Annotated in this window: 14 protein-coding genes; 6 read left to right on the forward strand and 8 right to left on the reverse strand. The window is 49.2% G+C overall.

What is annotated here, in order from left to right; genetic code table 11:
* Positions 1–33: 33 nt before the first annotated feature.
* The 7 genes from aguB to DWY63_RS10745 form a co-directional block, all read right to left on the reverse strand.
* Complete coding sequence (gene aguB, locus DWY63_RS10715) at positions 34–912, reverse strand: N-carbamoylputrescine amidase (RefSeq protein WP_117802070.1); 879 nt, start codon at positions 910–912, stop codon at positions 34–36.
* Entirely contained in the window at positions 900–2,039 is a 1,140-nt protein-coding gene (gene aguA / locus DWY63_RS10720) for an agmatine deiminase (RefSeq protein WP_117802071.1), read from the reverse strand. Before aguA ends, aguB begins: the two co-directional genes overlap by 13 nt.
* The gene (gene nspC / locus DWY63_RS10725) at positions 2,011–3,144 is read right to left on the reverse strand and encodes a carboxynorspermidine decarboxylase (protein ID WP_117802072.1); all 1,134 of its coding nucleotides are present in this window, start codon (positions 3,142–3,144) and stop codon (positions 2,011–2,013) included. The genes aguA and nspC overlap by 29 nt, the downstream gene beginning before the upstream one ends.
* 4 nt (positions 3,145–3,148) lie before the next feature.
* Complete coding sequence (locus DWY63_RS10730; RefSeq protein ID WP_022462242.1) at positions 3,149–4,408, reverse strand: saccharopine dehydrogenase family protein; 1,260 nt, start codon at positions 4,406–4,408, stop codon at positions 3,149–3,151.
* Positions 4,409–4,878: 470 nt separating this feature from the next.
* Complete coding sequence (locus DWY63_RS10735) at positions 4,879–5,409, reverse strand: GNAT family N-acetyltransferase (RefSeq protein WP_158568348.1); 531 nt, start codon at positions 5,407–5,409, stop codon at positions 4,879–4,881.
* A gap of 2 nt (positions 5,410–5,411) precedes the next feature.
* Positions 5,412–5,930: a peptidylprolyl isomerase gene (locus DWY63_RS10740; protein WP_055227969.1), complete on the reverse strand. Its 519-nt coding sequence runs from the start codon at positions 5,928–5,930 to the stop codon at positions 5,412–5,414.
* Positions 5,931–6,078: 148 nt separating this feature from the next.
* Complete coding sequence (locus DWY63_RS10745) at positions 6,079–7,287, reverse strand: aspartate kinase (RefSeq protein ID WP_117509349.1); 1,209 nt, start codon at positions 7,285–7,287, stop codon at positions 6,079–6,081.
* Between the two features lie 245 nt (positions 7,288–7,532).
* Between DWY63_RS10745 and tsaE the strand changes: the two genes are divergently transcribed.
* The 5 genes from tsaE to DWY63_RS10770 all read left to right on the forward strand — a co-directional run bounded on the left by tsaE (position 7,533) and on the right by DWY63_RS10770 (position 10,745).
* Positions 7,533–7,952: a tRNA (adenosine(37)-N6)-threonylcarbamoyltransferase complex ATPase subunit type 1 TsaE gene (gene tsaE, locus DWY63_RS10750; RefSeq protein ID WP_022462246.1), complete on the forward strand. Its 420-nt coding sequence runs from the start codon at positions 7,533–7,535 to the stop codon at positions 7,950–7,952.
* Between the two features lie 118 nt (positions 7,953–8,070).
* A complete protein-coding gene (tsaB, locus tag DWY63_RS10755) occupies positions 8,071–8,823 on the forward strand; it encodes a tRNA (adenosine(37)-N6)-threonylcarbamoyltransferase complex dimerization subunit type 1 TsaB (protein ID WP_055220568.1) in 753 nt (250 codons plus the stop codon).
* Positions 8,820–9,275 (forward strand): ribosomal protein S18-alanine N-acetyltransferase, encoded by a 456-nt coding sequence (gene rimI, locus DWY63_RS10760; RefSeq protein ID WP_243001879.1) that lies wholly within the window; start codon positions 8,820–8,822, stop codon positions 9,273–9,275. Before tsaB ends, rimI begins: the two co-directional genes overlap by 4 nt.
* 168 nt (positions 9,276–9,443) lie before the next feature.
* On the forward strand, positions 9,444–9,686 hold the full coding sequence (locus DWY63_RS10765; RefSeq protein WP_117802074.1) for a hypothetical protein: 243 nt from the start codon (positions 9,444–9,446) through the stop codon (positions 9,684–9,686).
* Positions 9,687–9,746: 60 nt separating this feature from the next.
* Positions 9,747–10,745, forward strand: coding sequence for an alpha/beta fold hydrolase (locus DWY63_RS10770; RefSeq protein WP_117802075.1), 999 nt, complete (start codon positions 9,747–9,749; stop codon positions 10,743–10,745).
* A 71-nt stretch (positions 10,746–10,816) separates the two neighbouring features.
* Here the strand turns inward: DWY63_RS10770 and DWY63_RS10775 are convergent, their stop codons facing one another.
* The gene (locus DWY63_RS10775) at positions 10,817–11,905 is read right to left on the reverse strand and encodes an MFS transporter (RefSeq protein ID WP_117802076.1); all 1,089 of its coding nucleotides are present in this window, start codon (positions 11,903–11,905) and stop codon (positions 10,817–10,819) included.
* Between the two features lie 356 nt (positions 11,906–12,261).
* Between DWY63_RS10775 and DWY63_RS10780 the strand changes: the two genes are divergently transcribed.
* Positions 12,262–13,398 carry an aldo/keto reductase gene (locus tag DWY63_RS10780; protein WP_226906298.1) on the forward strand — a complete coding sequence of 379 codons (1,137 nt, stop codon included), beginning with the start codon at positions 12,262–12,264 and terminating at the stop codon, positions 13,396–13,398.
* The last annotated feature ends 21 nt before the right edge of the window (positions 13,399–13,419 follow it).

A 13,419-nucleotide genomic window follows, 5' to 3' on the forward strand; every position in this document is an offset into this window, starting at 1 on the left:
ATGCAGCGTACCGCTGTAGGAAGCGACGGGGCTTTACTGTTTCGTCATGATACGGTAGGTTTCCGGCCGCCGGTCACGGAAAAGGCCCCAGGAAAAACGTTCTTCGCGCAGGCCATCCAGATCGAAGGAAGCATACAGGATTTCCTCGGTATCTCTTCCGGCAGATGCCACGAGTTCACCGGTTGCATCGGCAATAAAGGAAGAACCGTAGAAAGTAAGAGAAGAGGACTGGCCGCCATTTTCTTCACAGGGCGTTACGGTTTCGGTACCAATCCGGTTTGCAGCAGCAACCGGAATAAGATTTGCGGCAGCATGTCCCTGCATGACGCGTCGCCAGTGCCCGCTGCTGTCTACATTCAGGATCGGCTCACTTCCGATAGCGGTAGGATAGAGCAGGATTTCAGCACCCTGAACGGCCATGCATCGTGCTGTTTCCGGAAACCACTGATCCCAGCAGATGCCGACGCCGATGGCTCCAAAACGTGTTTCAAAGACCTTGAATCCCGTATCCCCGGGAGTGAAATAGAATTTTTCCTGATAAAAATGGTCGTCCGGGATATGAGTCTTGCGGTAAACGCCAAGAATGGATCCGTCTGCATCGATCATGGCAACCGAGTTGAACAGGCGCTGAACATCCCTTTCATAAAAGCTGACCGGAATCACGACTCCAAGTTCTACGGCAACGGCCTGAAAACGCCGGACGGCGGGATTTTCTGTCAAGGGCATGGCATAATCATAATAATCGTATCGCTTTTCCTGACAAAAATACGGTCTTTCAAACAATTCAGGAAGAAGGATGAGATTGGCTCCGTTGGAAGCGGCTTCACGGACCATGGTCTCTGCTTTGTCTATATTTTCCTGTACCTGACTGCAGCACGAAAACTGCAGTGCGGCAATTTTTATATTTCGCATAATCTGTTTCCTCTTTTCTTTGCCGGAATCTGCTGGGTAATACAGTGAATGTTGCCTCCGCCGGTCAGAATGACGCGTGCATCGATCGGAAGGATTCGTCGATCCGGGAAGCATTTTCCGAGAATTTCTGCAGCCACGGTGTCGTTTTCATCGCCGAACCGGGGAAGAAGGACACAGTGATTGGCAAGGTAAAAATTGATATAACTGGCGGCAAGACGTTCGCCGGCTTCCCGCTGGTCTTCGCCAGCTTCAAAATTATAGCCGAGAAGATCTTCTTCTGTAATACAGATGGGATGCTTTGGAATGGGCAGCTTGTGAATCACAAAGCTTCGTCCCTTCGCGTCAACGGTATGGGAGAGAAGATCAAAAGCGGCCCTGCTTCTGGCATACTGAGGATCGTTTTCGTCATCTGTCCAGGCAAGAAGCACTTCTCCTGGCTTTACAAAGCAGCACATATTATCAATATGGCCGTTGGTTTCATCGTTGTAAATACCAAAAGGCAGCCAGATGATTTTTTCAACCGAAAGATACTGACGCAGCTTTTCTTCAATTTCCGCTCTTGTAAGAGAAGGATTGCGCCCCGGACTCAGCAGACATTCTTCGGTCGTAAGCAGGGTTCCTTCCCCGTCAACATGGATGGAGCCGCCTTCCAGAACAAAGGGGCGGGCATTATAGAAGGAATCTCCGAGAAAATTGCAGATTCGTTCCGGAACCTCACGGTCATGTTCAAAGTGGGAGTACAGACCGTCATACTGGCCGCCCCAGGCGTTGAATTCCCATTGAATGCCTCTTCGCCCGCCCTGATCGTTGACCACAAACGTAGCGCCGGTATCTCTTGCCCAGGCATCCTCTGTCGGGGCTTCGATCAGATGAATCCGGTCGGAGGAAAGCAGTTCCTGTGCCGATGCTTTATCCTGTGGCCGGACGAAAAGATAAACCTGCTCATAAGCGGCAATTGCTTCTGCAATTTCTGCAAATGCCGCTCTTGCCGCTTTTGCTCCGTAATTCCAGGAGCCGGGGCGCCACGGCCAGATCATCAGCGTGCCTTCGTGGGGCTCAAATTCGCCCGGCATGTAAAAGCCATCGGCTTTTGGGGTTCTAAGACAATCGGTTTTTGAAATCTTCATATCCAAACTCCTTTATCATTCGGCAGTTTCCAGCTTTGTCCATCACCGCGATGGAAGGGAGTGGGATTCCGTTAAAGGTATTGGTTTTTACCATCGAATAAATCGCCATATCTTCAAAATACAGTCTGTCACCGATCCGGATTTGGGAATCGAAGGAATATTCGCCGATTACGTCGCCCGCCAGGCAGGTATTGCAGGAAAGGCGGTAGGTATAAGGCTTTTCCCCAGGCAGTCCGCTGCCTTTGAGCGGAGGGCGGTACGGCATCTCAAGCACATCCGGCATATGGCAGGCGGCGGAAGTGTCAAGAATTAAAATTTTTCCGTTATTTTCAACAATATCGAGAACTTCCGTGACATTGTAGCCTGCGTTTAAGGCAACTGCTTCCCCGGGCTCCAGGTAAATCTGAAGACCATACGTTTCTTTCATATGGTTGATACAGGAAATCAGGCGTTCGATATCGTAATCCTCACGGGTGATATGATGTCCGCCTCCCATGTTAAGCCAGTTCATTTTAAAAAGCCACTTGCCGAATTTTTCTTCCACGGCGCGCAGCGTGGTTTCCAGATCATCCGAATTCTGTTCACAGAGGGTATGAAAATGAAGACCGTCCACAAGATCAGCCAGTTCGTCTGTAAAATCGCAGGCGCGGATGCCCATGCGGGAGCCGGGCGCACAGGGATCATAAATCGCATGGCCTTCCTGCGTGGAGCATTCCGGGTTGATGCGAAGTCCGGCTTTTGCGGTTCCGGAAGCCTTAAGTACAGGGAGGTACGTTCGGAGCTGCTTTTCTGAATTGAAAATAATGTGATCGCAGATCTGTGCGAGCTCTTTCATATCCTGCGGGCGGTAGGCCGGAGAATACACATGATTCTCCAGCCCCATTTCTTCCTTGCCAAGCCGCGCCTCATAGAGTCCGCTGGCAGTCGTTCCGCTGATGTATCTTCCAATCAGCGGATATTCCGAAAAGCAGGAAAAGCATTTCTGAGCCAGCAGAATTTTTGCACCGGTGCGTTCTTCTACCTGATGCAGGAGCTTTAAGTTTTCTTCCAGTTTGCCTTCATCAATGACAAAACAGGGAGTTGGCAGTTCGTTTATCTTATACATAGGCTTAATCTACTAAAACAGGATTTTCTACGACCTTCCACGGAAGACCCCACTTGTTGAGTGCTTCCATATACGGATCCGGATCGAATTCATCTGTGGTGTAGACACCCGGCTTGTTCCAGAGGCCATTCACGACCATCATGGTTCCGATCATGGCCGGAACGCCGGTGGTGTAGGAAATCGCCTGAGACTCTACTTCCCGGTAGCATTCCTGGTGGTCACAGACATTGTAAATGTAAATGCTTCTTTCTTTTCCATCCTTGATACCGGTAAAAATACAGCCGATGTTGGTTTTACCCACGGTGCGCGGACCAAGAGTGGAAGGATCCGGAAGAAGCTCTTTTAAAAACTGGATCGGTACGATCTGCTGTCCATTGAAGGTAATCGGAGTGGTCGAGAGAAGTCCTACATTTTCCAGACATTTCATATGGGTCAGATAGCTCTGGCCGAAGGTCATGAAAAAGCGGATTCTTTTTACGCCCGGGATGTTTTTGGCAAGAGCCTCAATTTCTTCATGGTGAAGAAGGTACATATCCTTCTCGCCTACCTCATCGAAGTTATATTCCCGTTTGATCGACATTGGCGGAATTTCCACCCAGTGGCCGTTTTCCCAGTAAGAACCGGGAGCGGATACCTCGCGGAGGTTGATTTCCGGATTGAAGTTGGTTGCAAACGGATATCCATGATCGCCGCCGTTGCAGTCCAGAATATCAATCGTGTGAATTTCATCGAAATAGTGTTTCTGTGCATAGGCTGCAAAAACGCTGGTGACACCAGGGTCAAAGCCGGTTCCGAGAAGACCGGTGATGCCGGCTTCCTTGAAACGGTCCATATAGGCCCACTGCCAGGAGTAATCAAAGTAAGCAGAAAAGCCAAGCTCTTCGCATCTCTTTTCGTAGATCGCACGCCATGCCGGATCATCCGTGTTTTCTGCTTCGTAATTTGCAGTATCAATGTAAGGAACCTTACATGCAAGGCAGGCATCCATAATGGTAAGATCCTGATAAGGAAGAGCCAGATTTAATACGGCATCCGGCTGATACTGTTTGATTAAGGCGATTAATTCTTCTGTACAGTCGGCATCCACCTTTGCTGTTGTGATAATGGTTTTTGTGGTCGGAGCCAGCTTTTCTTTTAAAGCATCGCACTTGGAAAGGGTGCGGCTTGCAATCATAATTTCAGAAAATACTTCGCTGTTCTGGCAGCATTTGTGAATGGCTACGGATGCAACACCGCCGCATCCGATGATCATAACTTTTGACATTGTTTGGTTCTCCTTTTTCAGAAAATGGTGTTGGGTTCATCTTTGGCTATAAGCACGAAAAAAAGACAGATGACGTGCATCATCTGTCTAAAAATCGAAATTTATACATGATCGTATTGTGCAAACTTCAGGGGATGGACAAAAATCCAGGCTTCTCCCTGTTTTCCTATGCAGAAATATATAGTCACGTACTCTTATTGACCGTTTCATAAGATGATGTGCTCGTCGTAGAGCATCGATTATAAAGTAATCAACTCATAAAATTTGCGCTTTTAACGCAATCAATAATGTGGCTCTTAACCACGCTCGGCAACTACCCCTGCCTGTCCGTCGGTTTTTTACCAGGGGCATATATTTTGCATAAGAACAGAATTGTTCGCTTGCAGTTCCAAATTATAAAGTGAAATGACATGGATGTCAAGAAAAATTTGTGAAACTATTCAGAGCTATGCGAAATGGAAGATTAAAAATCACAGGGTGATCCAGTAACGCTCCAGTGTTTTGTTTTCATCGGCACGATAAGCGGTGCCGTCGAACCGGCCGCCATTTTTCAGGATCGTTCTGCGGCTTCCCTCGTTGGTATCCAGGCAGCAGACCAGAATTTCGGAAAGGCCGAGGCTTTTGCAGTACGGCTGCACATTTTTCAGCATCCAGGAGGCATAGCCTTTTCTGCGTTCCGACGGGCGGACAGAGTAGCCGATATGGCCGCCAAAGGTGCGCAGAAAATCGTTCAGGTAGTGGCGCATCTGAATCATGCCGACAAGGCGGTTGTCTGATTTGCGGATGCACAGAAACTGTGTTGCGAGAACCATGCCCTCCGGCAGAGTCTCCTCTCTGGTATACTGCATGGTATCTTCAAGATACGCCTTCATATCATCAAACCGGCGAAGCGGTCCGCAGCCGTCCATGGAATCGCTGTTTTCCAGAAAATCGTTCCGGTAGGCGGCGAGCTCGGCGAAGTATTCCTCCGACGGTTCAACTAACATCAGTTCATCGTTCATCCTTAGCATTTCTCCGGTTCCGGATACTCGACGCCGAAGGTCTCAACGGTAACGGTAGCCATTCTCTGCGGCTGCAGCGGTTTGTCGCTGTAGTCGGTGTTGACAGATGCGATTTTATCTACGACTTCCAGGCCTTCTGTTACTTTTCCGAAAGCAGCGTATGCGCCGTCCAGATGCGGAGCGGCTTTGTGCATGATGAAGAACTGGCTTCCTGCGCTGTCCGGGAACATGGTACGTGCCATGGAGAGAACGCCTGGGGTGTGTGCGAGGTTGTTCTCAAATCCGTTCTGGGAGAACTCACCCTTGATGCAGTAATCCGGGCCGCCGGCGCCTGTGCCTGCCGGATCTCCGCCCTGGATCATGAATCCCGGGATGACACGGTGGAAGATCAGGCCGTCATAGAAGCCTTTTTTTACCAGACTGATGAAGTTGTTTACGGTGTTCGGCGCGATTTCCGGGTAAAGCTCTGCTTTCATCACATCGCCGTTTTCCATAGTAATTGTAACGATTGGGTTAGACATCATTGTTTTCCTCCTGATTTTTAAACGATTTTTTGATAAGACGTAAGCAGCCATTTTTCGAAGAAAAATGGGCGGATTACGAATGTTTTTGATGATTGCCGGAGTGCAAAGCACGTAGCAATCTGGTATCAAAGGGGTCCCCCCTTTTTCAGACATGCTCCAGGAATGTCTCATGGATCGCACGCATTGCCTGATCTGCGTATGCTTCGTCGATCAGGGCAGTGATGCGGATTTCTGAGGTGGTAATCATCTCGGTATTGATTCCTGCATTGGCGAGCGCGCCGAACATTTTGGCAGCCACGCCCGAATGGGAGCGGACACCGGCTCCGATGACGGAAATCTTTGCCACGTTCTCATCATAATCCAGCTTTTTGATGCCGAGCGAATCCTTATTGTCGTTCAGCACATCGATCGTGCGCAGCATATCCGGCTTTGCAACGGTAAAGGAAACGGACTTTGTGCCGTCCTTTCCGAGTGACTGGATCATGACATCGATGTTCAGATTGTTCCGATCCAGTAAATTTAAGAGGCGGAACGTGCTCTCCGGATCGTTGCCAAGGCCTGCAACACGGATTTTTGCCACATTTTTGTCGGCAGCCACGCCGCTGATTAACATTTTTTCCATTTTGGTTTTCTCCCTTACCATCGTTCCGGAATTCCGGTTCAGACTGGAGCAGACCAGAAGTTCCACGCCGTATTTTTTTGCGATTTCCACGCATCTGCTGTGAAGGACTTTTGCGCCGAGCGAAGCCATCTCCAGCATTTCATCGTAAGTTACCTCTTCCATCTTGCGCGCATTCGGTACAATCCGCGGATCTGCGGTGTAGACGCCGTCTACATCCGTGTAGATTTCACAGACATCCGCGTGCAGCTCTGCAGCGAGGGCAACCGCAGTCGTATCGGAGCCGCCGCGTCCGAGCGTTGTGATATCATCGTATTTGTTGATCCCCTGGAAGCCGGTGACAATGACAATTTTGTTGTCATCCAGCTCTTTACGGATGCGCTCGGTGTCGATCCGTTTGAAGCGCGCGTTCTGATAATCGGAGGTCGTGTGCATCGGTACCTGCCAGGCATTTAAAGAAACAGCACTGACGCCCATCTGAATCATGGTTATGGCCATCAGGGAAACGGAAACCTGTTCACCGGTGGCAAGAAGCATATCCATCTCGCGGCGTGACGGTTTTTCCGTAATCTGTTTTGCGGTTGCAATCAGTCCGTCCGTCGTTTTTCCCATCGCGGAGAGAACGACAACGACCTGGCTTCCGGCCTGCTGTTTTTCGATGCAGCGCTGTGCTACATTGCGGATGTGTGCAAGATCTGCGACGGAGCTTCCGCCAAATTTCATTACAGTCAGCATAACAGTTTTGATCTCTTTCCTTTTTGATTTACGCGGACAAAAGCGCAGAGCGTGTTTTACCGCGTTTTCCGGGCCGAAAAAACAGGAGTGGGACGTTTTCGGGCCGCGAAACTCTGATACATAGTATAGCGAAAACAGATAGAAAAAGCAAGGAAAAGCACAAGGAAAAGCGGTTTCGTTCTGCGGTTGTATTACCTTTTTGTTTGTGTTAAAATGATAGGCAGAAAAAGAGGAGAAGAAAGCATATGATTATAGAAACAAATTCTGCGTCGGAGACGCTTGCCCTTGGCGAAAAGCTGGGAAAAGCGGCGAAGCCTGGCCAGATTTATACATTAAACGGAGACCTTGGTGTTGGAAAAACCGTTCTGACGCAGGGCTTTGCAAAAGGACTTGGCATCACAGAGGCAGTCAACAGTCCTACATTTACCATTATTCAGGAATATACCGAAGGGCGCCTGCCATTTTATCATTTCGATGTTTACCGGATCGGTGATATAGAAGAAATGGAAGAAATCGGATACGATGATTACTTTTTCGGTGAGGGTGTCTGCCTGATCGAATGGGCAGAACTGATTGAAGAGCTGATCCCGGAGGGTGCGATTTCGATTACGATAGAAAAAGACCTCGAGAAAGGGTTTGATTACCGGAAAATTACGGTGGAATAAAAGAAAAAAATCCTGAATGTGGTGGAAAAACAAAAGGAAATCGTAAAGATTCCTGTTTCCGGCAGACTGCCAAAATGAGTTGCACAGGAAGGAAATATCGGAAAGGAAACAAAAAATTATGAAAATACTTGCACTGGACAGCTCCGGCCTGGTGGCTTCGGTGGCTGTTGTTGAAAATGACACACTGCTTGCGGAATACACCGTAAATTATAAAAAAACACATTCCCAGACTCTGCTTCCGATGCTGGATGAAATCTCGAACATGACAGAGCTGGATCTTTCGACGATCGATGCGATTGCAGTTGCCGGAGGTCCGGGCTCGTTTACCGGTCTTCGCATCGGTTCTGCAACAGCCAAGGGACTTGGTCTGGCACTTGAAAAACCACTGATTTCCATTCCAACGACGGCGGCAATCGCGTACAATATCTGGGATACTAACAAATTTGTCTGCCCGATCATGGATGCGAGAAGAAACCAGGTCTATACCGGAGTTTACTGCTACACGGATCATCGTCTCGATACGGTCTGGGAACAGGATACGATGAGCATTGAGGCACTGGCGGAGGGCCTGAACTGCCTCGACCACGAAGTGATTTTCCTCGGGGACGGCGTTGCGGTTTACCGGGAAAAATTGCAGGAGCTTCTTACGATTCCGTTTTCGTTTGCACCGGCGCACGTGAACCGCCAGAGAGCGGCCGCAGTCGCAGCACTGGCTGAGGTTTATTATAAAGAAGGAAAGATTCAGACGGCCGAGGAGCATGAGCCGGAATACCTGAGAAAATCGCAGGCGGAGCGGGAAAGAGCCGAACGGGAATCTGTGAAGCATGCCGATGTGCTGAAAAAACAGAAAAACGGAGAGAAGAGCGAATGATCACAATCCGGGAAATGCAGATCAACGATCTGGAGCAGGTGATGCCGATTGAGGAGGCCAACTTTTCGATTCCATGGACAGAAACCGGATTTTTTACATTTCTGATCCGTGACGACGCACTGTTTCTTGTAGCAGAGGAGGACGGTGAAATTTTAGGATATCTCGGAATCCTGATTTCCTTTGATGAAAGTGAGATCACAAATGTCTGCGTGGCAGAAAAAGCGAGAAGACGCGGCATCGGCCGTGCACTGATGGAAGAGCTGTTCCGTCGGATGCAGGAGAGAAAGGTGCGCGTGATTCATCTGGATGTGCGCATCGGCAATACGCCGGCACGGAATCTGTATGAGAGTCTTGGCTTTGTGCAGGACGGCCTCAGGAAGGGGTATTACGATCTCCCCAAGGAGGATGCGGTGCTGATGAGCCGGACGGATGAATCGGTTCCGAAGAGGTAGAGAGAAATTGTTATTGTATACGCATTTAACGCACAGGACTTTCCTTTCATTCCCAGTAGGAATGGCGGGAAAGATGTGTTACAATCGACAGGACACAGGAGAATCTGATTTCTGTTTTGTGTCAGGAACGAAGAAAGAAACGTTTTTTGATACACGGGAGGAAGAAAAATGCGGAAATACAACAAAAACACAAATGAGCTGGAAGCGGCGGTGTGTAACTGCTGCGGAAAAAGCATGAAAATACAGAATGGAATGCTGCTGGAGGGGATCTGCTCGGTCGACACGACGTGGGGGTACTTTTCCGGGAAGGACCTGGAAAAGCATGAGTTTGATCTGTGCGAGGAGTGTTACGATCGGATTACGGCATCGTTTGCGGTTCCGCCGAAGATTTCGGAGGATATGGAAGGTTAGAACGTGCCTGAAAAGGCTTAGTCGTTTCGACTCGTTTTCGGCAGAAAGGGGAAATAGCTAATGAGGAGAGAATTTACGATTCAGTCGAAGGTGGATGGGCTGGTTCTTGACGGACTTGTAGTGGAGCCGGAGGAGGGCGTACAGCGGACGGCACTTCTGCAGCTCAGCCATGGAATGAGTGAGTATAAGGAGCGGTATCTGCCGTTTATGGAATATATGGCGGAACACGGTGTAGTGTGTGTGATTCATGATCACCGCGGGCACGGAAAGAGTGTGAAGTCGGATCAGGACCTCGGATTTATGTACGGCGCAGGCGGCGCAGGACTTGTGGAGGATCTGTTTCTTGTCACGAAGTGGGCAAAGAAGGAGTACCCGGATCTTCCGTTTGTTCTGATGGGACACAGTATGGGATCCCTGGTTGTGCGCGCATACGCGAAGGAACATGACCAGGAGCTGGATGCGCTGATTGTGTGCGGTTCACCGAGCAAGAATTATCTGCGGCCGCTGGGTGCGGCTGTGGGACACGCGGAAGCGGCGGTGCTCGGGGATGAGCATCGGAGCAATCTTCTGGAGGCGATGTCGTTTGGATCATTTGCGGCGCGGTTTGCGGATGAGAAGAGCCGGTTCGCCTGGTGCTGTTCGGACCCGGAGGTGGTGCGGGAGTATGAAGAAAACCCACTCTGTGGCTTTACGTTTTCGGATGATGCTTTCTTTGCGCTGAATGATCTGCTGAAGGAGACGTATGGATTCCATGGATGGCATTGCACAAACCGGAAACTGCCGGTGCTGTTTTTGTCCGGCGGGGATGATCCGTGTTATGTGAATGTGCGGCGCTTTAAAAAATCCATTGACCATATGCGGCTGATCGGGTACCGCAATGTCAGAGGAAAGCTGTATCCGGGAATGCGGCATGAAATACTGAACGAGAAAGAGAAGTACCGCGTATATGGCGATGTCTGGAAGTGGTTGAAGAAAGAAAAAGTGGTGGAGAATGTGGAGGGGGGAAGCACACCCCCGCAGACCCAGGATGGCGCTCTGGCAGGGAGCGGCGGTGTTTGATCATTTTTTGAAAAAACGCTCATCAGCAAAAAACTGATGAGCGTTTTTCAATGAAAGTAAATTTTTGACGATCACATGATCCATCCAAATACGGTGGAAAGGACGATCATAATCATAGAAAAGACAAACGAGTTCACCGACATCAGCGTCGCCCGCTGCCTGGACGGGATCATGTCATTGAGCAGAATATCGGTCCGGACTTCAAGAAAATCATCGGAAAAGGATCCGATAAATCCGCCGAAGACCATAAGGGCCGGCAGTCCGGTAAAGCTCATAAGAAAGGCGAAAAGTACACAAATGGCACTAAACAGCAGAATCGCGCGGTAGCGGTATTTGTGAAAGTATGCCGTCATCCGCGATCCAAGTGCCGCGCCGAGTCCCATCACGAAGAGGGCAGGTCCAAGCAGCGCGCTGTTCATGCCGGTGAGTGGCAGCTTCGCCTGTAAAAAGAAGAGAACCAGCGTAGAAACGGCACCGATGAGTGCGTTCACCAGCATAATATTTCTTGCTTTTTTCTCACGGACAAGAAACTGCCAGCTTTCCTGCACAACCGAAACGATTTCCTGTCCAACAGGATCATGAACTGGTGTTGCGTCCGTTTTTACTTCCGCAAGGTGGAATGAAACGCCAAGCGCAATCAGCCCGAAGAAGAGATCAATCGCATACGCGCGCCGGTATCCCAGCCACAGGGCAAGGCCTGCGCAGAGCGTTGCGGTGGAATTGGTGATACGGTACAGCATCATTTCGGTAGAAGAAAAACGGGCATAAAACCATTCGTCCCCGTTCTGCTTCAGACTGTCATACGCAAGTGCCTCCCGTGTGCCGGATGCAAGGTTATAGCTGAGCGCACTGCATCCAAGCGCAAGCGCCGTTGTAGCAAAGCCGGTGGAAAAAATCATCAGCGTACCGGAAATCAGGGAGGCCATCTGACTTGCAATCAGCGTTTTCCGTCGCCCGAAAACATCGGCGACAACGCCGGAGGGGAGTTCAAAGCAGAGGCTCACGATATGGAAAATACTTTCGAGCATCCCGATCTGCAGCAGCGAAAATCCACGGAGTGCGAGCAGTGCAACCCACGAAGCCGCCGCAATCTGAAAATAGCCGACCGTGGTCATAAGATATAAAGTTCGTATTTGTTTTCTGGTATTTTTCTCAGACATAAAAAAATCTCCTTGTCAAAATATAGTAAAATTCTGATGGGGAGATACGTGCATTTTCTGTGTGATTTTAAGAATACAAGATGTGAAGTTTACTTAAAAAAGAGCGCACTATCCCCATAAACAGCTGAAACATCGCCATTTGTGAGGTGAAGAAACTGGTTTTTCCAGATCATAGTGCTACTCCTTTTGTAATCATAATTTTTTATCAGAATACCACCGGAAACGGAAAAAGTCAAAGAAAAATTTTGACGAAAATAAAAAAAACTATTGACTTTCAAGTATACTTTAATGCTACAATTTTCTCAACAATACTGAGGAAACGAAGGTTTTCCGCGGAAAAGAAAGGGGATTTTATCATGAGTGTAGATGTAACAAAAATGCCGAAATTAGGATTTGGCATGATGCGCCTTCCGGAGAAGGACGGAGAACTGGATTTGGAGCAGATCTGTAAAATGGTCGATGCGTACCTTGCCTCCGGAATGAACTATTTTGACACCGCCTATATGTACTGCGGCGGAAAATCGGAGAGCATCGTGAAAAAAGCGCTGGTAGAGCGTCATCCGAGAGAAAGCTTTACTCTGACAACCAAACTTCCGCAGTGGATGATGGACGAGGGCATCGAAGGCCGTGACCGCATTTTCAACGATCAGCTCGCGCGCACCGGAGCAGGCTACTTTGATTATTACCTGCTGCATAGCGTAGAAGACGGCGCAAACTATGAAGGCTATGTGAAATACGACTGTTTCAACTGGGCCAAGAAGAAAAAAGAAGAGGGATTGATCAAACACTTTGGTTTCTCCTTCCACGGAACGCCGGAGCTGCTTGACAAGATTCTCTCCGAGCATCCGGAGGTCGAAATTGTCCAGATCCAGATGAACTATGCTGACTGGGACAATCCGCTGATCCAGTCCGGACGTCTGTATGAGGTGCTTCGGAAATACGATATGCCGTTCCTTGTTATGGAGCCGGTAAAGGGCGGTTCCCTTGCATCAGCAGGCAAAGAGATTGAAGCAGAGATGAAACGCGTTCATCCGGATGCATCGATTGCGTCCTGGGCACTCCGCTTTGCGGCTTCTCTCCCGGGTGTTGCAACCGTGCTCTCCGGTATGTCAAACGAGGAACAGATGGAGGATAATATCAAAACCTTCCGAAATTTTGTACCGTTAAACGAGGAAGAAAAAGCAGTGATCGCCAAAGCACAGGAAGCGCTGAAAAAGAGTCCGGCAGTTCCATGTACCGCCTGTCGTTACTGTTGCGACGGATGTCCGATGGGAATCGCGATTCCAGATGTATTCAAGGCATTGAATACCATCCGCCTGTATGGAGAAGAAGACCGCGCGAAAAATTATTATAAAAAGCTGCTGGAAACATCGGGAAAAGCAGAAGACTGCGTGCAGTGCGGTCAGTGTGAGAGTGTATGCCCGCAGCATCTGCCGATCATTGACCTGTTAAAAGAAGCGTCCGAAAAGCTTGACGTGCCGGTGACGGAATAAGAGGATTGCGAATATCCGCTT

The sequence above is a fragment of the Blautia sp. AF26-2 genome (assembly GCF_003460955.1).
Lineage (GTDB): Bacteria > Bacillota > Clostridia > Lachnospirales > Lachnospiraceae > Fusicatenibacter > Fusicatenibacter saccharivorans.